At 70.6% G+C, this 25,176-nt stretch carries 24 protein-coding genes; 23 read left to right on the top strand and 1 reads right to left on the bottom strand.

The genetic code is table 11. The annotated features are described in order from the left end of the window. Positions 1-17: 17 nt before the first annotated feature. The 4 genes from P3T29_RS22800 (at position 18) to P3T29_RS22785 (ending at position 5,246) form a co-directional block, all read left to right on the top strand. Positions 18-2,477, top strand: a complete 2,460-nt coding sequence (locus P3T29_RS22800; protein ID WP_280718436.1) for a [protein-PII] uridylyltransferase — start codon at positions 18-20, stop codon at positions 2,475-2,477. A 53-nt stretch (positions 2,478-2,530) separates the two neighbouring features. Then, complete coding sequence (locus P3T29_RS22795; protein WP_280718435.1) at positions 2,531-2,965, top strand: hypothetical protein; 435 nt, start codon at positions 2,531-2,533, stop codon at positions 2,963-2,965. A gap of 98 nt (positions 2,966-3,063) precedes the next feature. Beyond that, positions 3,064-4,632 carry a signal recognition particle protein gene (gene ffh / locus P3T29_RS22790; RefSeq protein ID WP_280718434.1) on the top strand — a complete coding sequence of 523 codons (1,569 nt, stop codon included), beginning with the start codon at positions 3,064-3,066 and terminating at the stop codon, positions 4,630-4,632. A 68-nt stretch (positions 4,633-4,700) separates the two neighbouring features. Next, a complete protein-coding gene (locus P3T29_RS22785) occupies positions 4,701-5,246 on the top strand; it encodes a GNAT family protein (protein WP_280718433.1) in 546 nt (181 codons plus the stop codon). Between the two features lie 95 nt (positions 5,247-5,341). Here P3T29_RS22785 and P3T29_RS22780 read toward each other — a convergent pair whose 3' ends face one another. Further along, positions 5,342-6,178 (bottom strand): methyltransferase domain-containing protein, encoded by an 837-nt coding sequence (locus P3T29_RS22780; protein ID WP_280718432.1) that lies wholly within the window; start codon positions 6,176-6,178, stop codon positions 5,342-5,344. A gap of 233 nt (positions 6,179-6,411) precedes the next feature. Between P3T29_RS22780 and proS the strand changes: the two genes are divergently transcribed. From proS to rpsB, 19 genes are all read left to right on the top strand, one after another. Beyond that, positions 6,412-7,824, top strand: a complete 1,413-nt coding sequence (proS, locus tag P3T29_RS22775; protein WP_280718430.1) for a proline--tRNA ligase — start codon at positions 6,412-6,414, stop codon at positions 7,822-7,824. A gap of 577 nt (positions 7,825-8,401) precedes the next feature. Continuing rightward, positions 8,402-8,980, top strand: coding sequence for a hypothetical protein (locus tag P3T29_RS22770; protein WP_280718429.1), 579 nt, complete (start codon positions 8,402-8,404; stop codon positions 8,978-8,980). Between the two features lie 394 nt (positions 8,981-9,374). Further along, complete coding sequence (gene rpsP, locus P3T29_RS22765) at positions 9,375-9,800, top strand: 30S ribosomal protein S16 (protein WP_280718428.1); 426 nt, start codon at positions 9,375-9,377, stop codon at positions 9,798-9,800. A gap of 2 nt (positions 9,801-9,802) precedes the next feature. After that, a complete protein-coding gene (locus tag P3T29_RS22760; protein ID WP_280668513.1) occupies positions 9,803-10,042 on the top strand; it encodes an RNA-binding protein in 240 nt (79 codons plus the stop codon). Between the two features lie 181 nt (positions 10,043-10,223). Next, entirely contained in the window at positions 10,224-10,883 is a 660-nt protein-coding gene (gene rimM / locus P3T29_RS22755; RefSeq protein WP_280718427.1) for a ribosome maturation factor RimM, read from the top strand. 5 nt (positions 10,884-10,888) lie between these two features. Continuing rightward, positions 10,889-11,707 (top strand): tRNA (guanosine(37)-N1)-methyltransferase TrmD, encoded by an 819-nt coding sequence (gene trmD / locus P3T29_RS22750; RefSeq protein ID WP_280718488.1) that lies wholly within the window; start codon positions 10,889-10,891, stop codon positions 11,705-11,707. Positions 11,708-11,860: 153 nt separating this feature from the next. Then, entirely contained in the window at positions 11,861-12,211 is a 351-nt protein-coding gene (gene rplS / locus P3T29_RS22745; protein WP_280718426.1) for a 50S ribosomal protein L19, read from the top strand. A gap of 77 nt (positions 12,212-12,288) precedes the next feature. Further along, positions 12,289-13,188, top strand: a complete 900-nt coding sequence (lepB, locus tag P3T29_RS22740) for a signal peptidase I (RefSeq protein ID WP_280718425.1) — start codon at positions 12,289-12,291, stop codon at positions 13,186-13,188. A gap of 238 nt (positions 13,189-13,426) precedes the next feature. Continuing rightward, a complete protein-coding gene (gene lepB, locus P3T29_RS22735; protein ID WP_280718424.1) occupies positions 13,427-14,389 on the top strand; it encodes a signal peptidase I in 963 nt (320 codons plus the stop codon). 94 nt (positions 14,390-14,483) lie between these two features. Further along, on the top strand, positions 14,484-15,473 hold the full coding sequence (gene lepB, locus P3T29_RS22730) for a signal peptidase I (RefSeq protein ID WP_280718423.1): 990 nt from the start codon (positions 14,484-14,486) through the stop codon (positions 15,471-15,473). Positions 15,474-15,537: 64 nt separating this feature from the next. Then, a complete protein-coding gene (gene lepB, locus P3T29_RS22725; RefSeq protein ID WP_280718422.1) occupies positions 15,538-16,374 on the top strand; it encodes a signal peptidase I in 837 nt (278 codons plus the stop codon). Between the two features lie 124 nt (positions 16,375-16,498). Beyond that, a complete protein-coding gene (locus P3T29_RS22720; RefSeq protein ID WP_280718421.1) occupies positions 16,499-17,155 on the top strand; it encodes an NUDIX domain-containing protein in 657 nt (218 codons plus the stop codon). Between the two features lie 20 nt (positions 17,156-17,175). After that, positions 17,176-17,502 carry a DUF2469 domain-containing protein gene (locus P3T29_RS22715; RefSeq protein WP_145793704.1) on the top strand — a complete coding sequence of 109 codons (327 nt, stop codon included), beginning with the start codon at positions 17,176-17,178 and terminating at the stop codon, positions 17,500-17,502. Positions 17,503-17,654: 152 nt separating this feature from the next. Continuing rightward, the gene (locus P3T29_RS22710; protein WP_280718419.1) at positions 17,655-18,158 is read left to right on the top strand and encodes a YraN family protein; all 504 of its coding nucleotides are present in this window, start codon (positions 17,655-17,657) and stop codon (positions 18,156-18,158) included. Between the two features lies 1 nt (position 18,159). Next, positions 18,160-19,812, top strand: a complete 1,653-nt coding sequence (locus tag P3T29_RS22705; RefSeq protein WP_280718418.1) for a YifB family Mg chelatase-like AAA ATPase — start codon at positions 18,160-18,162, stop codon at positions 19,810-19,812. Positions 19,813-19,983: 171 nt separating this feature from the next. After that, the gene (gene dprA, locus P3T29_RS22700) at positions 19,984-21,066 is read left to right on the top strand and encodes a DNA-processing protein DprA (RefSeq protein ID WP_280718486.1); all 1,083 of its coding nucleotides are present in this window, start codon (positions 19,984-19,986) and stop codon (positions 21,064-21,066) included. Between the two features lie 457 nt (positions 21,067-21,523). Continuing rightward, complete coding sequence (gene whiG / locus P3T29_RS22695; RefSeq protein ID WP_280718417.1) at positions 21,524-22,294, top strand: RNA polymerase sigma factor WhiG; 771 nt, start codon at positions 21,524-21,526, stop codon at positions 22,292-22,294. Positions 22,295-22,448: 154 nt separating this feature from the next. Continuing rightward, entirely contained in the window at positions 22,449-23,042 is a 594-nt protein-coding gene (locus P3T29_RS22690) for a helix-turn-helix domain-containing protein (protein ID WP_280718416.1), read from the top strand. 1,176 nt (positions 23,043-24,218) lie between these two features. Further along, positions 24,219-25,118: a 30S ribosomal protein S2 gene (rpsB, locus tag P3T29_RS22685; RefSeq protein ID WP_280718415.1), complete on the top strand. Its 900-nt coding sequence runs from the start codon at positions 24,219-24,221 to the stop codon at positions 25,116-25,118. Positions 25,119-25,176: the final 58 nt, after the last annotated feature.

The following is a 25,176-nucleotide window of genomic DNA, read 5'->3' as shown; positions in this document are numbered from 1 at the left end:
CGGATGGGGAACCCGAAGTGACCACCGAAGCCCACCCCAGCGGCCCGTCCGGCCCCGGCCCCGGCCCCGGCCATGGCTCCGACTACGGTTCCGCCCGGGACAGACTGCTCGCCGCACCGAGCGAGGGCGGTTCCGCCCGCCGGGCCGCCCTCGCCCGGCTGGCGGACGGCTGGCTCGCCGGGTTGTTCGCCACCGCCGGCGCACCGGCGGGGACGGCCCTGGTGGCGGTCGGTGGCTACGGTCGCGGAGAGCTCTCCCCGCGCAGCGACCTGGACGTGCTGCTACTGCACGAGGGACCGCTCGACGCCTCGCTGCCCGAACGGATCTGGTACCCCGTCTGGGACAGCGGCATCGCGCTCGACCACTCCGTCCGCACCCTCGCCGAGGCCCGCAAGGTCGCCGCCGACGACCTCAAGGCCCAGCTCGGTCTGCTCGACGCCCGCCACCTCGCCGGGGACCCCGCGTTGACCGCCTCGCTGCGCTCCGCCGTGCTCGCCGACTGGCGGGCCGCCGCGCCCAAGCGGCTGCCCGAGCTGCACCAGCTCTGCACCGAACGGGCCGAACGCCACGGGGAGTTGTCCTTCTTGCTGGAACCGGACCTGAAGGAGGCCAAGGGCGGCCTGCGCGACGTGGTCGCGCTGAACGCGATCGCGGCGACCTGGCTCGCCGACGCCCCCCGGGACGGTCTGGAGGACGCCGCCGCCCGGCTCGCCGACGTCCGGGACGCGCTCCACCTCACCACCGGCCGGGCCACCGAGCGGCTCGGGCTGCACGACCAGGACCAGGTCGCGGCCCGGCTCGGCGTGCTGGACGCCGACATCCTGCTCCGCCAGGTCTACGAGGCCGCCCGCACCATCAGCTACGCGGGCGACGTGACCTGGCGGGCCGTCGAACGGATACTGGCCGCGCGCGGTACCCGTGGCCGCCGGGTCGCCCGGCTGGCCCTCCCGTTCACCGGGGCCGGTCGCGGCGCGGGCGCGGTGGCGCGCGGCGCCGTGGAGCGCCGGCCGCTCGCCGAGGGCGTGGTCGAGCAGGACGGCGAGGTCGTACTCGCCCAGGCCGCCCGCCCGGCGCAGGACCCGGTGCTGCCGCTGCGTGCCGCCGCCGCGGCGGCGCAGGCCGGGTTGCCCGTCTCGTACGCCACCGTCCGCAGGCTGGCCGCCGAGGCCCGGCCGCTGCCGGTGCCCTGGCCGGACGAGGCCCGCGAGCAGCTGATCACGCTGCTGGGCGCGGGGGAGTCATGCATCCCGGTCTGGGAGGCGTACGAGGCGGAGGGCCTGATCACCCGGCTGCTGCCGGACTGGGAGCGGGTCCGCTGCCGTCCGCAGCGCAATGCCGTGCACCGCTGGACGGTGGACCGCCATCTGGTCGAGACGGCGGTCCGGGCCGCCGCGATGACCCGGCGGGTGGCCCGGCCCGACCTGCTGCTCGTCGCGGCGCTGCTGCACGACCTGGGCAAGGGGTGGCCGGGTGACCACTCGGAGGCGGGCGAGGTGATCGTCCGTGATGTCGCCGTCCGGATGGGCTTCGACAAGGCGGACACCGAGACCCTGGCGCTGCTGGTCCGGCACCATCTGACGCTGATCGACACCGCGACCCGGCGCGATCCGGACGACCCCGCCACCGTCGACCTGATCACGGGCGTGGTGGGCACCCTGCCGCACCTGGAGCTGCTGCACGCCCTCACCGAGGCCGACGCCACCGCGACCGGCCCCGCCGCCTGGACGGGTTGGCGGGCCTCGCTGGTGGACCGGCTGGTCGCCCGGGTGGCCGCCCAACTGGAAGGCGCTCCTGGTTATCCCGCCGACGCGGACCCGACGGCGGAGCAGGAGCGCCTCGCGGTGGAGGCCGCCCGCAGCGCCGGTCCGGCGCTCTCGCTGCTCGCCCAGGCGGTGCCGGGCGACTTCACCACTGAGCCGATGGGCGTCGAACTTACCCTGGCGATCCCCGACCAGCCGGGCCTGCTCGGCACGGTGGCCGGCGTGCTGGCGCTGCACCGGCTGACCGTCCGCGCGGCGGGCCTGCGCGAGCTGGACCCGATCGGTGCCGGGCCCGTCCTGCTGCTCTCCTGGACGGTCGCGGCCGAGTACGGCGAACTCCCGGAGGCCGCCCGGCTCCGGGCCGACCTCCGCCGGGCCCTGGACGGCTCCCTGGACGTGGCCCGCAAGCTCGCCGAGCGGGACGCGGCGGCCCCGCGCCGCCGTGGCGTCCCCACCCCGCCGCCGGTGGTGAGCGTCGCTCCGGGCGCCTCGTCCAGCGCGACCATTCTGGAGATCCGAGCCCACGACGCCCCCGGCCTGCTGCACCGGATCGGCCGGGCGCTGGACGCGGCGGGCGTCCGGGTCCGCACCGCCCACATCAGCACCCTGGGCGCGGACGCCGTCGACGCCTTCTACGTCACCGACGCGGCTGGCCTGCCGCTCACCCCGGACCGGGCCCGGGAGGTGGCGGTGCAGGTACAGGAGGCACTCGGCTGAGCGGATGACCCCCACCGCCACTGGGCCCGGTGGACCTGCGAAGATCCCTGATCATGACAGCCAAGATCCGCCGCTCGGCGGGAACCCGTACGGTCTTCGACGTCCTGCTCTCGTGGCTCTTCATACGTCGCACGAGCACCGAGAAGGATCTCGCCGACCTTCGCGCGGGCACCACCCTCAAGGTGATGTGCATGAGCTCGACGCTCGGCACGGTCAAGATGCTGTCCATCGGCAAGGGACGCAAGATCCCGCACCTCTCCTCCGGCTACCTGCACCTCTCGGCGGACGGCATCACCTGGCAGAACCGGCTCACCAAGGAGGTCGTCCCCGTCCAGGGGCCGTTCGGCCTGTCGCCGTCGGACAAGAAGGCCGGGCACTGGAAGTTGACCCGCTTCGACCTCGCGGCGGGCGACCAGCAGCACGTGATCGTGATCCCCAAGGCCGATGTCCCGCTGGTCACCCAGGTACTGGAGGCGGCCGCCGGCTGAGTACGTCCGCCCCGGGTGGAGACCGTACGGGGGACGGCCGGATACCCTGGGGGCGACGACCGTACCCATACCGATGCCGCAAGGGACCCGCGACCGACGTGTTCGACACTCTTTCCGATCGCCTCGCAGCGACGTTCAAGAACCTCCGGGGCAAGGGCCGCCTCAGTGAGGCGGACATCGACGCCACCGCCCGCGAGATCCGGATCGCCCTCCTCGAGGCGGACGTTGCGCTCCCCGTGGTGCGGGCCTTCATCAAGCAGGTCAAGGACCGGGCGCTGACCGCCGAGGTCTCCGGTGCGCTGAACCCCGCTCAGCAGATCATCAAGATCGTCAACGAGGAGCTCATCAACATCCTCGGTGGCGAGACCCGACGGGTCCGGTTCGCCAAGACCGGTCCGACGGTGATCATGCTGGCCGGTCTCCAGGGCGCCGGTAAGACCACCCTGGCGGGCAAGCTCGGCCACTGGCTGAAGTCCCAGAAGCACACCCCCCTGCTGGTCGCCTGCGACCTCCAGCGTCCCAACGCCGTCACCCAGCTCAACGTGGTGGCCGACCGGGCCGGCGTGGCGTTCTTCGGCCCCGAGCCGGGCAACGGCGTCGGCGACCCGGTCAAGGTCGCCCGGGACGCGATCGAGTACGCCAAGCAGAAGCAGTACGACGTCGTCATCGTCGACACCGCCGGACGCCTCGGCATCGACTCCGAGCTGATGCAGCAGGCCGCGGACATCCGCGCCGCCGTCAACCCGGACGAGGTCCTGTTCGTCGTCGACGCGATGATCGGCCAGGACGCGGTCACCACCGCGCAGGCGTTCCTCGACGGTGTCGACTTCACCGGTGTGGTGCTGTCCAAGCTGGACGGCGACGCGCGCGGTGGCGCGGCGCTCTCGGTCGCGCACGTCACGGGACGTCAGATCATGTTCGCCTCCAACGGCGAGAAGGTCGACGACTTCGACGCGTTCCACCCGGACCGGATGGCCTCGCGCATCCTCGGCATGGGCGACATGCTCAGCCTGATCGAGAAGGCCGAGCAGACCTTCTCGCAGGCCGAGGCCGAGAAGATGGCCGCCAAGCTGCAGAGCGGCGGCGGCAAGGACTTCACGCTCGACGACTTCCTCTCGCAGCTGGAGCAGGTCCAGAAGATGGGCTCGATCTCCAAGCTGCTGGGGATGCTGCCCGGCATGGGCCAGATCCGCGAGCAGATCAACAACATCGACGACAAGGACGTCAACCGCGTCGGCGCGATCATCAAGTCGATGACGCCGGCCGAGCGGACCGACCCGAAGATCATCAACGGCTCGCGCCGACTGCGCATCGCCAAGGGTTCGGGCACCGGCGTCGGCGAGGTCAACAACCTGGTCGAGCGGTTCTTCGACGCCCGCAAGATGATGTCCGCGATGGCCTCCGGCAAGGGCATGCCCGGCATGCCGGGGATCCCGGGCATGGGCGGCGGGGCGAAGAAGTCCGGCAAGAAGGCCCAGCCCGCCAAGGGCCGCAAGAAGTCCGGCAACCCGCTGAAGCGCGCTCAGGAGGAGCAGGCTGCCGCCGACCGCCGGGCGCTCGGCCCGGGCGCCGCCGAGGCACCCACCCAGGGCGGCGCGTTCGGTCTGGGCGCGGGCAAGGGCCCGGCCGACTTCGAGCTCCCCAAGGAGTTCAAGGACCTGCTCTGAGCTGTCCCGCTCCGATCTGTCCGGCTACGGCCCGTCACCCGGAAAGTCCCGGGCGGCGGGCCGTAGGCATGCCCGATGATGGTGGTGTGCGAGTGACGATCCGGGCGCCGAGGCCCGCAGACGTGGTGGCCTACTCCGAGGCGGTCCAGCGGTCCGCCGAACACATCGGGCGGTGGAACCCGGTCGAACCGGACGGGCTGCCTGAGCTGCTGGCCCGCCAGGGTCCGGGCCTGCGGACCTTCCTGATCGTGGACGAGGCCACCGGCGGCCTGGTCGGCAAGTGCAACGTGGCGAACATCGTGATGGGCCGGTTCTGCAACGGCGCACTCGGCTACGACTCGTACGTGCCGTACGCCGGCACCGGGATGATGACCGAGGGCATGCGGCTGGTGCTCGACTCCTGCTTCGCCCCGCAGGAGCACGGCGGCCTGGGCCTGCACCGGCTGGAGATCAACGTCCAGCCCGACAACGAGCGTTCGATCGCGATGGCCAAGCGGCTCGGCTTCCGGCACGAGGGGTTCACCCCGAGGATGCTCTTCCTCGGTGGCGCCTGGCGGGACCACGAGCGGTTCGCGCTGACGGCTGAGGAGCGGACACCTATCGCACGGCTCTAGCGGTGTGACGGCTGGGCGGGGCCCACGGCGGGGGCGCGTCCCACTCGGGGAGCGCCCCACGCGGCTGGTTCGGCGCGGCTGTTCGGCGCTGCCGGTCAGTGGGTCCGGTCGCCCACCACGTAGCGGAAGACGTTGGCCATCCGCACGGAGGCGTCCGGCCGGACGTACGGCTGCAGGGCCTCCGCCAGCTCCTTGGCCACCACCGCCGGTCCGGAGTCCTCGACCGCCACCCGGTACAGCCCGGTGGCGAGCAGGCCGCGTACCGCGCTCTCCAGGTCGGCGTACGCGAACGGGCAGCTGACGAGCCCACTGCCCGCCGGGCGCAGGCCGGCGTCGGCCAGCAGCGTCTCCAGCGCGCCCGGCCCACTCAGCGCGAACGGGGCGGACGGCGCGCGCCCGGCGGTCCGATGGACGCGACGGTGCGCCACATCCAGGACGGAGGCGCTCTCGCAGCGCTCCGGCGGCCCCCAACCGGCCAGCACCACCTGCCCGCCGCGCAGCGTCCGCCGGGCGGCCTCGGCGATCACGGGGGCCGGGTCGTCGAGGCCGGGGAGCTGGTCGAAAACCGTGACCAGTGAGTGGGCCGACCGGGGGAGAGCAGTGGCCGGCCGTACCCCGTACGCCTCGTACCCGTCGGTGGACACGGACAGCCCGCGCCCCTGCGCCAGCTCCCGCAGTTCGGTCCCGGGCTCCACCCCGGAGACCTGCGCTCCGCGCTCCGCCGCGAGCAGCAGAGCCAGTCCGGACCGGCAGCCGAGGCCGAGCAGACTGGTGGCCGGGCCGACCTCCAAGCGGTCGTAAACGGCCTGGTAGAGCGGTACGAGCATGCGTTCCTGGATCTCGGCCCAGTCCCGCGCCCGGCGTTGCGCGTCATCACCGCCGTGGGTGCGTGGTCGCTGTGCCGTCGTGCCGCTCACCTGTGTTGAAGCCATCGCGGCCTCCCATCCGGTCCGTGGACCTGTTGCCTCCGGACCCCCCAGCTGTCCCGCCCCACCTCCAGCGAACCCTGGCTCGACCCCGGCGTCCAGAGGGGTGCAAGGAGGTATCCGCGCGCGGCGGGCGTGCGCCCCCCTGCGCGCTCCCGGGCCCCCGTCCCGACCTCCGTCCCGGCTCCGGGCCTGGCCGGATTCACAGTCAGGGCCCAAGGCCCCGTAACATCTGCCCCATGGCTAAGGCACCCGTGCTCACTCCCCAGGCGGAAGACTTCCCGCGCTGGTACCAGGACCTCATCAACAAGGCTGAGCTGGCCGACAACGGTCCGGTACGCGGCACTATGGTCATCCGACCGTACGGCTACGGCCTGTGGGAGCGGATGCAGCAGGAGATGGACCGTCGGATCAAGAAGGCAGGCGCGCAGAACGCCTACTTCCCGATGTTCATCCCGCAGTCGTACCTCACCAAGGAGGCCGAGCACGTCGAGGGCTTCGCCCCCGAGCTCGCCGTGGTCACCCATGGTGGTGGCAAGGAGCTGGACGAGCCGATCGTCGTCCGCCCGACCTCCGAGACGATCATCAACGAGTACTTCTCCAAGTGGGTGCAGAGTCACCGGGACCTGCCCCTGCTGATCAACCAGTGGGCCAACGTGGTCCGCTGGGAGCTGCGCCCCCGCATCTTCCTCCGCACCACCGAGTTCCTCTGGCAGGAGGGCCACACGGCCCACGCCAGCTACGAGGACGCGACCAAGTACGCCTCGATGATCCACACGGACGTCTACGGCGACTTCATGACCAACGTGCTGGGCATCGACGTGGTGCTCGGCCGCAAGACCGCCAAGGAGCGCTTCGCCGGCGCCATCAACACCCTCACCCTCGAGGCGATGATGGGTGACGGCAAGGCGCTGCAGATGGGCACCAGCCACGAGCTGGGCCAGAACTTCGCCAAGGCGTTCAACACCACCTTCCAGCTGGCCGGTGCCGAGCGCGAGTACGTCTGGCAGACCTCCTGGGGCGTCTCGACCCGTATGGTCGGCGGCCTGATCATGTCGCACGGTGACGACAGCGGCCTGCGTGTCCCGCCGCGCCTGGCCGCCGTGCAGGCCGTCGTCCTCGCCATCAAGGGTGACGAGGCGGTGATCGCCAAGGTCCGCGAGATCGGCGCCCAGCTGGAGGCCGCCGGCATCCGCGTCGTGGTGGACGACCGCACCGACACCCCGTTCGGCCGCCGCGCGGTCGACTGGGAGCTGAAGGGCGTACCGCTGCGCATCGAGGTCGGCCCGCGCGACCTGGAGAACGGCACGGCCATGCTGGCCCGCCGGATCCCCGGTGGCAAGGAGCCGGTGGCGATCGACGGTCTGGCCGCGCTGCTGCCCGGCATCCTCGAGGAGGACCAGGCGCTGCTGCTCCGTCAGTCCCGCGAGCGCCGCGAGTCGCGCACGGTCGAGGTCAAGACGATCGACGAGGCCGTCGAGGCCGCCGCGACCGGCTGGGGCCGGATCTCGTGGGCCGAGCTCGGCCCGGAGGGCGAGGCCAAGCTCGCCGAGCAGGGCGTCTCGGTGCGTTGCATCGTCGCGGCCGATGGCTCGGTTCCGCTGACGGACGATCAGGAAGGCAACGTCGCGATCGTGGCGCGCGCTTACTGAGTCGTCACGTGAACGTCGTCCGCTGACCGGCGTGTTGGCCGGACCGGGTAGTTGGTCGAGGCGTTGGCCGAGACGTTGGCCGAGAGGTCGCCCGGGCGGCCGGCCGGGTCGGCGGTTGTTCGACTTGGAGCGTCCGCCGGCAGGGGTCGGCGGACGCTCTCCTACTTCTCCGTGGTTCGTCGGCGGTCTATCCATGACTCCGGGATGACCGCCGGGTCACGGTTGAGTTGCGCTGTCGAGTCTCATCGGGCTGATTGTTCTACTTCCCGTCAGTTGCCGGGCGAGACTACTGACCGGTCAACTGCCGGTCCTGCTGAAGTAGCGGTACGGTATACGGCCCGTGGCCCTGTCAATTTCGACACGGCTGCGGGCCGTTCGCTGTGGGAGTCGGACATGTCCCGGGGCGATGCCGAGAGGCCGGCGAGATTCGCTGGGCCCAGAGTTGCAGGGGGTTGGTCTTGCGTCAGATCCGAGCAGCGCAATTTACGCACGACAGTGCATTCCTGAGAGTCCGCTGGGAATTCCCGGCGAAGGGGAACTCGCGGAACATCAGCTCTCACTCCATCGTTGGCATAGCGTGAGCACGACACAGCCTCTCGTCCTGGCGGCCGAACTGGCCGCCGCCTGGAGCGACATCCAGGCCCACCATCAGGACCTCCCCGACCTCGCCTCGCCCGAGGCGCTGATCGGCGAGTCCTCCTCGGCCTGTGGCACGCGGCTCGGATTCGAGCGGCTGCTGCACGAGGCCGCCCACGGCCTGGCCGCCGCGCGCGACATCCGTGACACCTCACGGGCCGGGCGCTACCACAACCGGCGCTTCCTGCTGCTCGCCTCCGAGCTCGGGCTGGCCCACCCGATCGAGCCGCACGCCAGTAGCGGCTTCTCTCAGGTGACCATGCTCACGGAGACGCAGGAGCGGTACGCGCTGACCATCGAGCGGCTGGACCGCGCCCTCGGCGCACACCAGCTGGCGGTCACGGGTGAAGGCTCGCACCGCAGCTTCCGGGGGCCGGCCGCCAGACACGGTTCGTCCGGTGGCGGCGTCCGGGTCAAGGCGGTCTGCGGCTGCGGCCGCAACGTCCGGGTGGTGCCGTCGGTGCTCGCCCAGGCGTCGATCGTCTGCGGCGCGTGCCAGCAGCCGTTCCGGATCTCCTGATCCGGATCACCGCTGTCGTTCCGCACGGTCCGACCCGTTTCGCCGCTCCACCAGCACCACTGGTACCACCAGCACCACCAGCTTCAGCTGCTCCGCTGCTGGGCGCTTCCTCGTTCGGCGTTCGGCGTCTTCACCGTTCGATGCTCCACGGCTCCACGTCGCAGTGCTCCACGTCCCACCGAGGCTCGGCTCAACCGGGGGCATCAGCCCTCGGTGGAGCCGGCCCGGTCAAGGTGCCGGGCGTGGGTATGGCAGAATGGACAGCTGAGTACTCGGCAGCCGAGCAGGACCCCTCTCTCCTACGGCTGGCGTGTCCCTTGAGCAGCCGCCCTCGCAACCCCACGCGGTGGCAGCGGCCGCTCACCCACGTCAAGTACCAGGAGAACCCACTCCCGTGGCAGTCAAGATCAAGCTCAAGCGTCTCGGCAAGATTCGCGCCCCGCACTACCGCATCGTCGTCGCCGACTCGCGCACCAAGCGTGACGGTCGCGCCATCGAGGAGATCGGCATCTACCAGCCGACCTACAACCCGTCGAAGATCGAGGTCGACACCGACCGCGCTCAGTACTGGCTGTCCGTCGGCGCCCAGCCGACCGAGCCGGTGCTCGCCATCCTCAAGCTGACCGGTGACTGGCAGAAGTTCAAGGGCCTGCCGGCCCCGGCGCCGCTGCTCGTCGCCGAGCCGAAGGTCACCGACTTCAGCCACCTCTTCGCGAAGGCCGTTGCCGGCTTCGAGGACAGCACCACCGGTGTTGCCATCACCCCGAAGGCCAAGAAGTCGGACAAGGTCGAGGCTGACGCCGAGACCACCGAGGCCTGATCGTGATCGAGGACGCCCTGGACCATCTGGTGAAGGGCATCGTCGAGCACCCCGACGAGGTGCAGGTGCGCTCGCGCAACCTGCGTCGGGGTAACACCATCGAGGTGCGTGTGCACCCTGATGACCTCGGCAAGGTGATCGGCCGAGGCGGCCGGACCGCGCGCGCTCTGCGCACCGTGGTCGGCGCACTCGGCGGTCGCAACGTCCGGGTCGACCTGGTCGATGCGGACAGCATTCGCTGACGCACAGCTGTCAGTCTTGGGCCGGTCGGGACGCTTGTCGTCCTGGCCGGCCTTTTTATCTTTCCGGTCCTTGCCCGGTCATCTCGTTCAGGTGCCCGGCCGGTATCCGGTCCCATATCCCATCCCGTATCCCGTCCCGTGTCCCGTTCTGGTACAGCGCAACTTCAGGAGAGCGATCACCGTGCAGCTCGTCGTCGGCAAGATCGGCCGCGCCCACGGCATCAAGGGAGACGTCAGCGTCGAGGTCCGCACCGACGAGCCGGAGCTTCGGCTCGGTCCGGGAGCGGTGGTGCTCACCGACCCCGCGACCGTCGGTCCGCTCACCGTCGAGTCCGGCAAGGTCCACAGTGGCCGACTGCTGCTCCGCTTCGCCGGGGTCGCCGACCGCAACGCCGCCGAGGCGCTGCGCGGCACGATCCTGATCGCTGAGGTGGACCCGGAGGAGACCCCGGACGACCCGGACGAGTACTACGACCACCAGCTGATCGGCCTGGACGTGGTCCTCCTCGACGGCACCCCCGTCGGTGAGCTCGCCGAGGTCATCCACCTGCCGTACCAGGACCTGCTGCTGGTCCGGCGGGCTGACGACAGCGAGGTGCTGGTGCCCTTCGTCGAGCGGATCGTCCCGACCATCGACCTGGAGAACCAGCGCGTCGTCATCGACCCGCCGCCCGGGCTGATCGACCCGGAGCAGGCGGAGGTCGTCCGCAGCGACTCCGAAGATGCCGACTCCGACTCTGACGACGACGACTCGGCCGATGCGGACTCCGCTGGCGCTGCCGCCGCCGCTTCCGCTGCCGACTCCGAGGACGTGGACGGCGCCCAGGAGTCCGGCGCGTGAGCGAGATGCGGATCGACGTTGTCACGATCTTCCCCGAGTACCTGGAGCCGTTGAACGTCTCGCTGGTCGGCAAGGCACGTGCCCGGGGGCAGCTCGACGTGCACCTGCACGACCTGCGCAGCTGGACGACCGACATCCACCGGACGGTCGACGACACCCCGTACGGCGGCGGGCCCGGCATGGTGATGAAGCCCGAGCCGTGGGGGGCCGCGCTGGACACCGTGCTCGCTCAGGGCCCGGAGGGTTCCGTGCCCACGCTGGTGGTGCCGACCCCGAGTGGGCGTCCGTTCACCCAGGAGCTGGCGCAGGAGTTGGCCGGGCAGCCCTGGTTGGCGTTCGCTCCCGCCCGGTACGAGGGAATCGACCGCCGGGTGATCGAGGAGGCGGCGACCAGGATGCCCGTGGTCGAGGCGTCGATCGGCGACTACGTCCTGGCCGGCGGCGAGGTCGCGGTCCTGGTGATGGTCGAGGCGATCGCCCGACTGCTCCCCGGGGTGCTCGGAAACGCGGAGTCCCACCGGGACGACTCCTTCGCCCCCGGGGCCATGGCCGATCTGCTGGAGGGCCCGGTCTACACCAAGCCCGCCGAGTGGCGCGGGCGAGAGGTGCCGGAGGTACTGCTCAGCGGGCACCACGGCAAGATCGCACGTTGGCGTCGTGAGCAGGCGTTCGCCCGCACGGTCGCCAACCGGCCGGACCTGGTCGGGCGCTGGCAGAACGGAGCCTTCGACAAGAAGGACCGTGAGGCGCTCAGCATCCTCGGTCTGATGTGGGACGACAGGATCGGCCGATTTCGGGCTACGGTCGAACCTGTGGAAGAATAGGCGACTGTTGTCTGCCGTTGGGCTCCTCCTGTAGGAGTCAGTGGCCCGGTGCCCCCGCCACGGGGGGATCACCGCCAGCCGATTCGGCCCGCAGCGCACCCCATTGTGACGAAATTCCGTAGGCGGCCCGTGGCGTCTGCGATGGAGAGCAACATGAGCAACAAGCTCGCTGCTGTCGACGCGGCATCGCTGCGCACCGACATTCCGGCCTTCCGCGCCGGTGACACCCTGAAGGTTCACGTCCGGGTCATCGAAGGCAACCGCTCTCGTGTCCAGCTCTTCCAGGGCGTCGTCATCCGTCGCCACGGCTCGGGCGTCGGCGAGACCTTCACCGTCCGCAAGGTCAGCTTCAACGTCGGCGTGGAGCGCACCTTCCCGGTGCACACCCCGGTCGTCGAGAAGATCGAGGTCGTGACCCGCGGTGCGGTTCGTCGCGCCAAGCTGTACTACCTGCGTGACCTTCGTGGCAAGGCCGCGAAGATCAAGGAGAAGCGCGACCGCTGATCCGCTGATCCCCGGCCTGCCCGGGGGTTCAGTATGCTCGGACCGGGCTGAGCACCTTAGGGATAAGCTCAGCCCCGATGAGCACGCACGAGCCACTCGCGGACCGCGACGGCAGTCCCGCACCTTCGGGTGCGGACTCGCCGTCGCGGTCCGCGGTCGTCTCCGGGGATCCGGCCGACACGTCGGCCGACGCGCCCGCTGCGCTCTCCGCTGCTCTGCCCGCCGATGCCGATGCACCCGCCGCCCGGCCGGCCGACGCACTGGACGGTGATCCGGAGGGCGACTCGCCGGACGCGGCCGGGTCGGAACGATCGAGCTGGTTCTCGCGTGACCTCCTCCTGCTCCTCGGGGTCTGCCTGCTGACGCTGCTGCTGGTCAACGCTTTTGTCGTGCGGCCGTTCGCCGTACCGTCCGCCTCGATGGAGAACACCCTTCGCCCTGGGGACCGCGTCCTGGTGAACCAGCTCGCGTACGACTTCGGCGGACACGTGCGTCGGGGGGACGTGGTGGTCTTCGACGGCACGGGTTCCTTCCTGCCGTACGCTCCCGATCCGTCGGCCCCGCAGCGTTTCCTCTCCGCTCTCGGGCTGGCCTGGGGGGACAATTCGGTGTACGTCAAGCGTGTGATCGGGGTCGGTGGGGACCGGGTGACCTGCTGTGGGACGGACGGGCGGATCCGGGTCAACGGTGTGCCGCTGGACGAGTCGGAGTACCTCTTCCCGGGTGACGTCCCGTCGCAGGTGCCGTTCGACATCGTGGTTCCGGCCGGGAAGCTGTGGATGATGGGGGACCACCGGAGCAACTCCCGGGACTCCCGCGATCACCTCGGAGAGCCGGGCGGCGGCTTCGTGCCGGAGGACAAGGTGATCGGCCGCGCGGACTGGGTGGCCTTCCCACTCGGCAGGTGGAGCTCGCTCGACCGTCCCGCACGCTTTGCCGCCGTAGGGGGGACGGGTGGGCATGGGGAGCCGAGGTAGCGGCCGGCCCGGCGAGCCCGCCATAGCGGAGCTGGTGACCGCAGGGCCTGGCACTGCCGAGCCGCTCCCCATAGCGGCCGGTGCCGATGCCAGTGCTGGCGCCGATGCCGGTTCTGGTTCCGGTGGTGAGGCGGACGCGGCGGAGTCCCGTGCCGTCGCACGAGGGCGGGCCGACCGACGGAGGACGGCCCGCAGGGCGCAGCGACGGCGATGGCACTCGCTCCTGCGCGATCTCCCGATGATCGCGGTGGTCGCGCTGGTGGTCGCTCTCGTCCTGAAGACCTTCATGGTCCAGGTCTTCGTCATTCCGTCCGGATCGATGCAGCAGACGATCCAGATCGGCGACCGGGTGCTGGTCGACAAGCTCACGCCCTGGTTCGGGAGCGAGCCGGGCCGTGGCGACGTCGTGGTCTTCAAGGACCCAGGTGGCTGGTTGGAGTCGGATCACGGTCGCTCCTCGGACGGGCTGGTGCTGCGTGCGGCGAAGGCGGTCTTCTCGTATGTGGGCTTGTTGCCCTCGGACGACGAACAGGATCTGATCAAGCGTGTGATCGGCGTTCCGGGGGACACGGTTGTCTGTTGTGACGACCGAGGACGGCTCACCGTGAACGGCACGCCCGTGGACGAGAACTACCTCGCGCCGGGCAACGCGCCGTCGAGGCTGCCATTCACGGTGACGGTGCCGACCGGGCGACTGTGGGTGATGGGCGATCACCGGGACGTCTCGGCCGACTCCCGGTACCACATGACAAATCCGGGTGACGGCACGATCCCGATGGGTAACGTGGTCGGCAGGGCGTTCGTGATCGCCTGGCCCATCCAGCGGATGCGTCAACTCGGTGTTCCCGCCTCACTCTCCTCGCTTCCGGTGCGGGCCTCGGCGGCTCGCGGGGGCGATTCGATGATTCGTCCGCCGGGTGCGACTGTCTCCCAAGTCGGTTCGGGATCGGTCGCGGTCACCCCGGATCCTGCGGAACCTCCGCTCGTTATGGGTGTGTTGGGCGTCATTCCGTTCGTCGTTCGGCCGAGGTCGGCACGGGCGCGGCGTGGACCGCCCGCCGACCGGTCGTCCGCCGTCCCGTGTGGGACCGGGGACGCGATGGCCGGGAGTGATAGAGAAGTGCTGGAGTGCTCGGTGTACCGTCCGGTTGCCTCCGAAGGCTGCGCTGGTGTCAGGACTGTCCATGGCGGGCAGTCCTGAGGCGGGTTGACGGTCGGCCACAGAGCGTGGTGCCCGCTGTGCGGCACTGGTGAGCGCGGACGCACAGGCGTCCGTACAGCAGGGAGGAGATGTTGTGGGGGATCTGGTGATCGGTGCTCGCTCTGGGGGCCCTGAGCCCGAGGGCGTCGGCGGCGGCACGATCCGGTCCACCGAGTCCGCGCAGCCTTCGGACGCCACCGAGGACGGAGTGGCCGCGATCGCGGCCGACGACTCCGACGGTGGTTCCGGTCGACTGGGCGGTTCAGTGGGCGGGGCCTCGGATGAGCCATCGGGCGACGCGGAGACCGTGCAGCCCAAGAAGGAGCAGAAACAGCGCTCCTTCTGGAAGGAGCTGCCGATCCTGGTCGGCATCGCACTGATCCTGGCTCTGGTGATCAAGACTTTCTTCGTTCAGGCGTTCTCCATTCCGTCCGGATCGATGCAGAACACTCTGCAGATCGGTGACCGGGTGCTGGTGGACAAGCTCACGCCGTGGTTCGGTGCCGAGCCCGAGCGCGGAGACGTGGTGGTCTTCCACGACCCGGGAGGCTGGCTGAACGACGAGCCCGCGCCGCAGAACAACAACGCGTTCGTCCGGGGGCTGCAGGACGTCCTCAGCTTTATCGGGCTGATGCCGTCGGTCAACGAGAAGGACCTGATCAAGCGGGTTATCGGAGTCGGCGGGGACACCGTCGAGTGTGAGGGCACCGGGCCGGTCAAGGTCAATGGTGTCGCGCTCAACGAGCCCTACATCTTCCCGGGCAACACCCCCTGCGGTGACAAGCCGTTCGGTCCGGTCAAGGTGCCGAAGGGCGCGATCTGGGTGATGGGCGACCACCGAGGTGACTCGCTGGACTCCCGGTTCCACCAGGACCAGCCCGGTGGTGGCTCGGTGCCGGTGGGCAACGTGATCGGTCGGGCCTTCGTGGTGGCCTGGCCGATCGGCGACTGGGCGACGCTGCCCGTGCCCGGCACCTTCGACCAGAAGGGCCTGGCCTCGGCCGCACTGCCCCTCGGACCGCCGGCTGCCGGGGCGGCGCTCGCGGTGCCTGCGGTCTGGTGGCTCCGGAGGTATCGCCGCTGACCCGTGCCGACTCTGCCGTCGGCTCTTGCGCGGGCCGTGGTACTGGCGAGTAATCTGCTCGCACGTGCCACGGCCCGTCGGCCTTTCCGGCCTCGGCGCGGCGCACTCGCGCGAAGCGCGGGCGGACCAGGAACGGACGGTGGCGATGAGCAGCGTGGTGGAGCGGTCGGCCCCAACGCCGACTGCGGTGAGAGCTCGCCGCAGTGTGGCGGCCCTGCTGCAGGGCCTGGTCATCGGGCTCGGTTTCGTGATGCTGGTCGGGGGCTTCGGCGTGATCGCGTTGAACTACCGGCCGTACCGGATCCCGACCGCCTCGATGACCCCGACGCTGAACCCCGGTGACACCGTGCTGGCGAGCAAGGTGAGCGGCGGCTCGGTCGGCCGGGGAGACATCGTGGTCTTCCATGAGCCGCTCTGGGGCCCCGACTCCCTGGTCAAACGGGTCGTCGCGGTCGGCGGGGACACGGTGGCCTGCTGTGACGTGCAGCAGCGCCTGACAGTGAACGGGAAGCCGATCGACGAGCCGTACCTGCAGAAGCAGCTGGCTTCCCTGCCCATCAACTTCAGCACCAAGGTGCCGCCCGGACGGCTCTTCCTGTTGGGCGACGACCGTGGGAACTCGTTGGACTCCCGGTCCCACCTCGGCATCGCGAGCGGCACGGTCGCTGCCACGGACGTGATCGCCAGGGTGGAGGGCACGGTCTGGCCGTTCGCCCGGGTGGGTATGAATCGGCGTGCGGCAGCCTTCGACAGTCTGGGCGGACCGGTCGTGGCTGAGCCCGGTCTCCTGCGGCCTGCGGTGTACGCGATGGTCGGCGGATCGGCGCTGATAGTGCTGGCCTCGGCGGTCGGTGGAGTGCTTTCGGCGAGCCGGTGGCTGCGAAGGCGGCAGCGCACCTGAGCCCGGCGGCGGGCCCGGCAGTGCTCCGGGCAGCGGGCGCGTGAGCGGGCCGAGCCCCGAGTGGGGCACTGCACGCCGACGTGCGTGGGGCACTGAGCAGGTCCGGGACGCGGAGGTGACGGGGATGGCGGTCCAGCGGCGACGAGCGGTGCGCGTCCTGCTCCTCGACAGATCGGATCGGATCCTTCTCCTGCGCGGCGAGGATCCGGCGGTGCCAGGGGTGACCTGGTGGATCACTCCCGGGGGCGGCTTGGAACCCGGCGAGGGCTTGCGTGAGGCCGCAGTGCGCGAACTCGCCGAGGAGACGGGGCTGCTGGACATCGAGCTGGGTCCCTTGGTGGCGTACGACACGGTGACCTTCTCCTTCCAGGGGCAGCGGTACGAGCAGGAACAGTGGTTCCACCTGGCCCGCGTCCGCGAGACCGGGATCGATCTTTCACAGACCGGGTGCTTGCCGGCCGAGTGTTCGGGGACCACGTTCTCGGGGACCGGGTGCTCTCGGCCCGAGGTCTCGGGAACCGATCTCCCCGAGATCCACCTTCCCGAGATCCACCTTCCCGAGGTCGGTCTTCCCGGGGGCGGCGGCTCGGGTGGAGCGGAGGAGCATGCGCTGCTGCTGAGCGCGCGGTGGTGGACTGTGGTGCAATTGCGGGCCACCGAGGAGACGGTGTACCCGATCGGTCTGGCTGATTTCCTGTGTCGGCTGCTGGTGGACGGGCCGCCAGTCCAACCGGTAAGGCTCTCCGGACGGGCGGGGTGGTCCACAATGGGGTGGACGTGACGAGTTGAGGGGACGCCTGAATGAGTGCCGAAGACCTCGAGAAGTACGAGACCGAGATGGAGCTGAAGCTCTACCGGGAGTATCGGGACGTCGTCGGCCTGTTCAAATACGTGATCGAGACCGAACGACGCTTCTATCTCACCAATGACTACGAGTTGCAGGTGCACTCGGTGCAGGGGGAAGTGTTTTTCGAGGTGTCGATGGCGGATGCCTGGGTCTGGGACATGTACCGGCCCGCCCGGTTTGTCCGTAAGGTGCGGGTATTGACCTTCAAGGACGTAAATATCGAGGAACTGGCGAAGAGCGATTTGGAGCTGCCGTCCGACGACGCCTCGTTCGGTAGCTGACAGTGATCCGACTCCCGGGGAAATGTCCAGAGCACTGCCCGATTCCCACCCTTTTGGGTGATGGAAGTTATCCACAACCCCTGGTTATCCACAGGAAATAGAACTATCTGGTCCGGTTCGGGCCGGTGCGGCAGCCTCCTGGCACGGAGGTGATGACCGTGCAGAGTTCCAACAACGGCCTGGGGCGTTACGGCGAAGAGGTCGCCGCGCGCTGGCTCGCCCAGGGCGGGCTGAGGATCCTGGAGCGCAACTGGCGCTGCGCAGAGGGCGAACTCGACATTGTCGCGCTGGACGGCGACACGCTTGCCGTCTGCGAGGTGAAAACCCGGTCGGAGCGTGGGTTCCAGCAGCCCAGCGAAGGTATCGACCGTGCCAAGGCGGAGCGGCTGCGCCGGCTGGCAGAGCGCTGGCTCGGTGAACGCTGGCCCGCACACTTCACCCGCCTCGCCCAGCTGGCGATGGCCGGTGGAAGGCCCGAGAACGGTGCCGACGGCAATGGCGATGGCGAGCGCGCTGTCCTCGCCGAGCCGAGTCGGGGTGTGCCGCCGGACTGGACGGTGCTCCCGCCGCCCGGTGGTGTTCGGATCGACCTGATCGGGGTGGTCAACCGTCTGAGGGGCCCCGCCGAGGTCGAGCACCTGCGGGGGGTGATCTGACATGGCCTTCGCCCGAACGTGCTCGGTGGCCCTCATCGGGGTGGACGGTGTCGTGGTCGAGGTTCAGGCGGACCTGGAACCCGGGGTGGCTGCCTTCGCCCTGGTCGGCCTCCCTGACAAGTCCCTCTCCGAGGCGCGTGATCGCGTTCGAGCCGCAGTGGTCAACAGCGGCGAGAGCTGGCCTCAGCGGAAGCTGACGGTCGGTCTGAGCCCGGCGTCGGTCCCCAAGAGCGGCAGTGGCTTCGACCTGGCGGTCGCCTGTGCGGTGCTGGCCGCAGCCGAGCGGCTCGATCCGGCCGCCATCGCCGACCTGCTGATCATCGGCGAACTGGGACTGGACGGCGGAGTCCGCCCGGTGCGCGGGGTCCTGCCGTCGGTCCTCGCCGCTGCGGACGCGGGCTACCACCAGATCGTCGTGGCCGAGCAGACAGCTGCCGAGGCTGCCCTCGTCCCGGGGGTCTCCGTGCTCGGAGTCCGGAGCCTGCGACAGTTGATCGCCGTGCTGACCGGCGCGCCGGTACCGGAAGAGGCACCCGATCCGATCGTCGGGCGGCGCGACCCCGCGATGGCGGGGCTCCTGCTGCCAGGGGTGGGTATCCGTGCCCTCGCGGCGGAGAAGGCAGCCCAACTGGACCTCTCCGACGTCTCGGGCCAGTACGAGGCCCGCCGCGCCCTGGAGATCGCCGCAGCCGGCGGGCACCACCTCTACCTGAAGGGACCGCCAGGGGCCGGAAAGACCATGCTGGCCGAGCGCCTGCCCGCCCTGCTTCCGCCGCTGACCCAGACCGAGGCGCTGGAGGTGACCGCCGTCCACTCGGTCGCCGGGCTGCTGCCGGTGGACCGACCGCTGATCGACAGCCCGCCGTACTACGCCCCGCACCACTCTGCCACCATGCCCGCGATCGTCGGCGGTGGCAGCGGGCTGCCCAGACCGGGGGCGGTCTCCTTGGCCCACCGAGGCGTGTTGTTTCTCGACGAGGCCCCGGAGTTCTCGGTCCGGGTCCTCGACGCGCTCCGCCAGCCGCTCGAATCGGGAGAGGTGACGATCGCCCGTTCGGCCGGGACGCTACGGCTGCCCGCCCGCTTCCAACTCTGTCTGGCCGCTAATCCGTGCCCCTGCGGCCGCCACTCCAGGAGGGGTGAGGGCTGCGAATGTACTCCCAGCATGGTGAACCGGTACCAGGGTCGGCTGTCCGGGCCGCTGCTGGACCGGGTCGACCTCCAGGTCCAGGTGGCACCTGTCACCAGGGCCGAGCTGATGGGGCCGGACTCCTCGGCCGAGACCACCACCGTGGTGGCGGGCCGTGTTCTGGCGGCGCGCGAACGGGCTGCGGCCCGGTTCGCGGAGACTCCCTGGCGGACCAACGCGGAGGTGCCGGGTCACTCCCTGCGGACCCGCTGGCGCCTCGGACCGGGCGCACTGGCCGACGCCGAGCGTGAACTCGAACGCGGGCTCCTGACGGCCCGAGGGCTGGACCGGGTGCTCAGAGTCGCCTGGACGGTGGCCGATCTGGCCGGCCGTGACCAGCCCGGGCGCCTGGACGTACGCACAGCGCTGGTACTGCGCACCGGCGTGCAGCGCGGGTTACTAGCAGTCGATCCGATGGCCCGTCCCTACCGGAGCCCGGGCAACGGTCCCGGAGTGGAGCCGTGACCGCCCCTGACCCACCCGCCTGACTCACCGTCACCCAAGGCCAAGGAGGCACAGGTGAACCACACTCGGACCTCATTCGCCCGGCCCGGACCGGATGCCTCCGTACCGGCGGACCGGCCGCCCGACCCGGCCCACGAGACCGAACGACGGGCCAGGGCCGCGCTCTCCCGGCTGATCGAACCCGGAGACGCCGTGATCGGCCGTTGGCTCACCCGGGTCAACGCGACGACCCTGATCGAGTCCGTCCGAGACCGCACGGTGCCCGGCTGCCTCGACCTGGACTCCACCCGGCTCGCCGGCTACCGGGCCAGGTTTCCGCTGCTCGACCCTGACACGGACCTGGAACGGGTACGAGTCCTCGGTGGACGGTTCATCATTCCGGGCGACACCGAGTGGCCTTCCCAGCTGGATGATCTCGGTGACGGCAGGCCCGTCGGGTTGTGGGTCAGGGGCACCGGGTCGCTTCGCCTGCTCGCGCTGCGCTCGGTCGCGGTGGTGGGCGCCCGCGCCTGCACCGCTTACGGCGCGCACGTCGCAGGCGAGCTCGCCGCGCAGTTGGCGGAGCGGGGCTGGGTGGTCGTCTCGGGTGCGGCGTACGGAATCGACGCGGCAGCGCACCGGGGAGCGCTCGCGGTGGGTGGCATGACACTCGGGGTACTCGCCTGCGGGGTGGACATGGCCTACCCGCCCGGCAACTCGGAGCTGATCTCCCGGATCGCGGAGCAGGGCCTGCTGATCAGTGAACTGCCGCCGGGCGAGCACCCGAACCGTTTCCGCTTCGTCCTCCGTAACCGCGTCATCGCCGCGCTCACCCGGGGCACCGTCGTGGTGGAGGCCGCGCTGCGCAGCGGGGCGTTGAGCACCGCGCGGCGGGCCCGGGATCTCAACCGGCAGACCATGGGGGTGGCGGGACCGGTGACCTCGGAGCTGTCCGCAGGCGTGCACGCCCTGATCCGCAGTGGAGCGGCGACCCTGGTGACCGACGCCGCCGAGGTCGGCGAGCTGATCGGTGCCATCGGGGACGACCTCGCGCCGCGACACTCCGGACCGGTACTGCCCCGGGACTTGCTGGAGCCCGCAGTGGCCCGGGTGCTCGAAGCCGTACCGGCGACTGCCGAGGGCGCGCCGGTCGAGCAACTGGCCCAGCGGTCCGGCCTGCCACCGGACGAAGTCCTGCAGCGGCTATACGAATTGGGGTCCCTCGGTTTCGTCGAGCGTTTCGGAGCGCACTGGCGGCTGGTTCGGGGGGCCTGAGTCCGCCAGGGACGGCGCGCACGACGCGACGCGCGCCCCGCTCCACCGGATCGGGGGACGACCGAGTGGCGGTAGCGCAATGCAGTGACCTGGTCACGCTACGCTCGCATAGGCTTCCTATCAGCACGTGACTCGGCAGAACGGCGCAGACCAACGTATGCCCACACACATTCCCGGACACAGGGTGACCGGTGGCGTCCGGTCCTCGGGAGGGTCAGGGGCCGAGGCTCGCCCCGCCGCCGATCTCCAGCCGAAGACGCCACGGGCGCTGGGCCTGTCACGGCAGGCCGGTCGGCCGGGCCAGGGCGGGAAGGACGAGACCCAGGCCCCGCTCGGTGTTCGACCTCCGGCGGCCCGGCGCGAGGCGGGTACCGCCCCGGCCTCCGGCGACCTCCGCACGTCCGCCGACCGCCCGACCGCCACCCGCCCGCCCTCCGACTGCGCTTCAACCGACCGTATGCCCGCCGACCGCACGGCCCTCGAGTCGCTCTGGCGCTCGTACAAGGAGACTGCGGACGCACGCTTGCGCGAGCAGCTGATCCTGCACTACTCACCCCTGGTGAAATACGTGGCAGGGCGGGTGGGGGTGGGGCTGCCGGCCAACGTGGAACAGGCTGACTTCGTCTCCTCCGGGATCTTCGGGCTGATCGACGCCATCGAGAAGTTCGACATCGATCGTGCGATCAAGTTCGAGACCTACGCCATCAGCCGGATCCGTGGCGCGATCATCGACGAGCTTCGCGCCCTGGACTGGATCCCACGTTCCGTCCGGCAGAAGGCCAAGGCCGTCGAGCGCACGTACGCCACCCTGGAGGCCCGGCTGCGCCGTACCCCGCACGAGCCCGAGGTGGCGGCGGAGATGGGCATCGCGATCGAGGATCTGCATGCCATCTTCAGTCAGCTCTCGCTCGCCAACGTGGTGGCGCTCGACGAGTTGATGCACCCGGCGGGGGAAGGCGGTGACCGGCTGAGCCTGATGGACACGCTGGAGGACATCGGAGCCGACAACCCGGTCGAGATCGCCGAGGACCGGGAGCTTCGCCGACTGCTCGCCACTGCGGTGAACACCCTGCCCGAGCGGGAGAAGACCGTGGTGACTCTCTACTACTACGAAGGGCTTACGCTCGCGGAGATCGGACAGGTGCTGGGCGTCACCGAGAGCAGGGTCAGCCAGATCCACACCAAATCGGTGCTCCAGCTCAGGGCCAAGCTCTCCGACATCCGCTGACCGGTCGGCGGCCTGGTGACGCCTGATGGTTGTCTGGCGGCGGTCGGGCGGCGGCGCCCCGACCGCCCTTGGCGCGCTCAGACGATTTTCTGCTGCCCAGGCCCGTTTCTGCTGCGCAGTCCCGCACGCAGGGCGGGCTCCGTAGAGTAGGGACGTGCCGAAGATCCGAGCGGCCACGGTCGCCGAGCATCGCCAGCTGCAGCGCGCAGCCCTCCTCGGTGCTGCCCGCAACCTGCTCGCCGAAGGCGGCATCGAGGCACTGACCTTCCCCGCGCTGGCGGCGAGGACAGGGCTGGCCCGCTCCTCGGTCTACGAGTACTTCCGATCGCGCGCCGCCGTGGTGGAAGAGCTGTGCGCGGTGGATTTCCCGCTCTGGGCGGCCGAGATCGAGGCGGGCATGGCGGCCTGCGACAGCCCGCAGGCCCAGGTGGAGGCGTACGTACGCGGCCAGCTCGCGCTGGCCGGTGACCCTCGGCACCGGGCGGTCGCGGCGGTTTCGGTACTCGAACTCGACGAGGCGGCCCGGGCCCGGATCCGGGCGGCGCACGTCGCTCTCGTCGACCTGGTGGTGCGGGCGCTGCTGGAGTTGGGCCATGAGCAGCCACGGCTGGCGGCGGCCCTGCTGCAGGGAGTGGTGGAAGCAGCCGTCCGCCAGGCGGAGCACGTCGCGGACGGCGAGGCGGGGACGATCGCCGAGGCCGCTGTCGCCATGGCACTGCACGGGCTCGGGACCGCCAACCCGGCGTGAGCCGCACCGCCGGCACGGACCGCACCGCCGCCGCCCCCGCCCTCGCCGGTGGTGTCGTGCAGCGGCAGCAGCCGGGACTGGCCGGCGCCCAGCAGGGCCAGCGGGTCGAGGTAGCGGTGCCCACGCAGCAGGCCCCAGTGCAGACACCCCGTGGCGCAGTGCTCGGAGCCGACTGCCACCTTCCCGATCGGCTCGCCGCCCGCCACCGAGGTTCCGATCGGTACGCTCCCCTCGACCGGGAGGTAGGTCGTCCGCAGCGGCGGTTCGCCGGAGCCGGGGTGAGTCACCGTCACCACCGGGCGGCCGGCGATGACACCGGAGAACGAGACCACCCCCGGCGCTGCGGCTCGTACCGTCACCCCCTCCACCGCCGCGAGGTCCACCCCACGGTGACCCGCCGCCCAGCGGGCCGGCGGCGCCTCGAACCGTCGCAGCAGCCCGGACCGTCCACCCACCGGCCACGCCCGCCCGAGCCCGGGCCCGCCGCTCGTGACGGACCCCGGCCCCGGCCCCGGGCCTGAGTCGGCGTTCGTGGCCGCAGCGCGCGCGAACGGCCGGGGTAGTCCGATCAGCAGCAGGGCCGTCAGCAGCCCCAGGAGCAGAGCCTGCCGCTGACGGTCGGGCTTCGGCGGTGGCATGGGCGGCATCGCGGTGGCCGAACCACTGCCGGCGGAGAAGTCCAGCAGAGCTGTCATGGGACGTCCGAGAAGAGCTGTCATGGTCAGGAGGGTCCTCGCGCGCCCACGCCCCGCCCAGCCGCGGCCGGATTCCTGTGGACAACTCCCGCCTGTGGAAAACCCAGGTACCCCACACGGGTGAATCCGGGCCCGCCCGGGCACTCGGCGCGGCCCACGAACCACCCCGCGAGAAGCTGGAGTCGCTCGCTCCTCGGGGCTTCCCGTACACTTCACACGCGACCCGGTCCGCCGGGTCGACTTCGCACGCCCCGCCACCGGTGGGAAGGCCAGGTTCGTAACGAGCCTGAACCACCCCAGCCGGTGCGAGTGCCGCTCGGTCCGCCGAGCCCGTCACGGTTTCGGCCGCTCGGGCAGAGGCAGCTCGGCACGACCGGGGCGTCAGGCGTGGCGGTCATCCTGACCTACACGGATCAACCGAGCCAGACCTGGCAGCCGCTCTACCCGGCGTGTGGCCAGGCGTAACACGAGGAGCACGGCTATGGCCGTCGTCACGATGCGGGAGCTGCTTGAGAGCGGCGTCCACTTCGGTCACCAGACCCGTCGTTGGAACCCGAAGATGAAGCGCTTCATCTTCACGGAGCGCAACGGCATCTACATCATCGACCTCCTGCAGTCGCTGAACTACATCGACCGCGCCTTCGAGTTCGTCAAGGAGACGGTCGCCCACGGCGGCAGCGTCCTCTTCGTCGGTACCAAGAAGCAGGCCCAGGAGGCCATCGCCGAGCAGGCCACCCGTGTGGGCATGCCCTACGTGAACCAGCGCTGGCTCGGCGGCATGCTGACCAACTTCCAGACCGTCTACAAGCGCCTTCAGCGGATGAAGGAGCTCGGCGAGATCGACTTCACGGATGTGGCCGGTTCGGGCCTCACCAAGAAGGAGCTCCTCGTTCTGGAGCGCGAGCACACCAAGCTCGAGAAGACCCTTGGCGGTATCCGTGACATGCAGCGCGTCCCCAGCGCTGTCTGGATCGTCGACACCAAGAAGGAGCACATCGCGGTCGGCGAGGCCCGGAAGCTGAACATCCCGGTCGTCGCGATCCTCGACACCAACTGTGACCCCGACGAGGTCGACTACAAGATCCCGGGCAACGACGACGCGATCCGCTCCGTCACCCTGCTGACCCGCGTGATCGCCGACGCCGTCGCCGAGGGCCTCAAGTCCCGCGCCGGTGTTGCGAAGGGCGACGTCAAGGCTGAGCCGGGCGCCGACCAGCCGCTGGCCGACTGGGAGAAGGACATCCTCGAGGGCCAGCCGGCCGCCGAGGCCCCCGCCGCCGAGGCCGTTGAGGTTGTCGCCGAGGCCCCCGTGGCCGACGAGGCCCCCGCCGCCGAGGTTGTCGCCGACGAGGCGCCGGCCGCCGAGGCCGACCAGGCCTGACGTACCAAGGGTGAGGGGCACTCGCCGGTACGACACCGGTAGGTGCCCCTCTCTCCCG

Source organism: Kitasatospora sp. MAP5-34 (assembly GCF_029894335.1).
Lineage (GTDB): Bacteria > Actinomycetota > Actinomycetes > Streptomycetales > Streptomycetaceae > Kitasatospora.
The sequence above is the reverse complement of the archived record's forward strand: the minus strand, read 5'-3'. Positions and strand labels throughout refer to the sequence as shown.

What these genes read in the sequence shown, in the direction of transcription:
- P3T29_RS22795 (WP_280718435.1), top strand. Translation starts at nt 2,531, where the DNA reads ATGACAGCCAAGATCCGCCGCTCGGCGGGAACCCGTACGGTCTTCGAC.
- P3T29_RS22785 (WP_280718433.1), top strand. Translation starts at nt 4,701, where the DNA reads ATGCCCGATGATGGTGGTGTGCGAGTGACGATCCGGGCGCCGAGGCCC.
- P3T29_RS22780 (WP_280718432.1), bottom strand. Translation starts at nt 6,178, where the DNA reads ATGGCTTCAACACAGGTGAGCGGCACGACGGCACAGCGACCACGCACC.
- proS (WP_280718430.1), top strand. Translation starts at nt 6,412, where the DNA reads ATGGCTAAGGCACCCGTGCTCACTCCCCAGGCGGAAGACTTCCCGCGC.
- trmD (WP_280718488.1), top strand. Translation starts at nt 10,889, where the DNA reads ATGCGGATCGACGTTGTCACGATCTTCCCCGAGTACCTGGAGCCGTTG.
- rplS (WP_280718426.1), top strand. Translation starts at nt 11,861, where the DNA reads ATGAGCAACAAGCTCGCTGCTGTCGACGCGGCATCGCTGCGCACCGAC.
- lepB (WP_280718425.1), top strand. Translation starts at nt 12,289, where the DNA reads ATGAGCACGCACGAGCCACTCGCGGACCGCGACGGCAGTCCCGCACCT.
- lepB (WP_280718424.1), top strand. Translation starts at nt 13,427, where the DNA reads ATGATCGCGGTGGTCGCGCTGGTGGTCGCTCTCGTCCTGAAGACCTTC.
- P3T29_RS22720 (WP_280718421.1), top strand. Translation starts at nt 16,499, where the DNA reads ATGGCGGTCCAGCGGCGACGAGCGGTGCGCGTCCTGCTCCTCGACAGA.
- P3T29_RS22715 (WP_145793704.1), top strand. Translation starts at nt 17,176, where the DNA reads ATGAGTGCCGAAGACCTCGAGAAGTACGAGACCGAGATGGAGCTGAAG.
- P3T29_RS22710 (WP_280718419.1), top strand. Translation starts at nt 17,655, where the DNA reads ATGACCGTGCAGAGTTCCAACAACGGCCTGGGGCGTTACGGCGAAGAG.
- P3T29_RS22705 (WP_280718418.1), top strand. Translation starts at nt 18,160, where the DNA reads ATGGCCTTCGCCCGAACGTGCTCGGTGGCCCTCATCGGGGTGGACGGT.
- whiG (WP_280718417.1), top strand. Translation starts at nt 21,524, where the DNA reads ATGCCCGCCGACCGCACGGCCCTCGAGTCGCTCTGGCGCTCGTACAAG.
- rpsB (WP_280718415.1), top strand. Translation starts at nt 24,219, where the DNA reads ATGGCCGTCGTCACGATGCGGGAGCTGCTTGAGAGCGGCGTCCACTTC.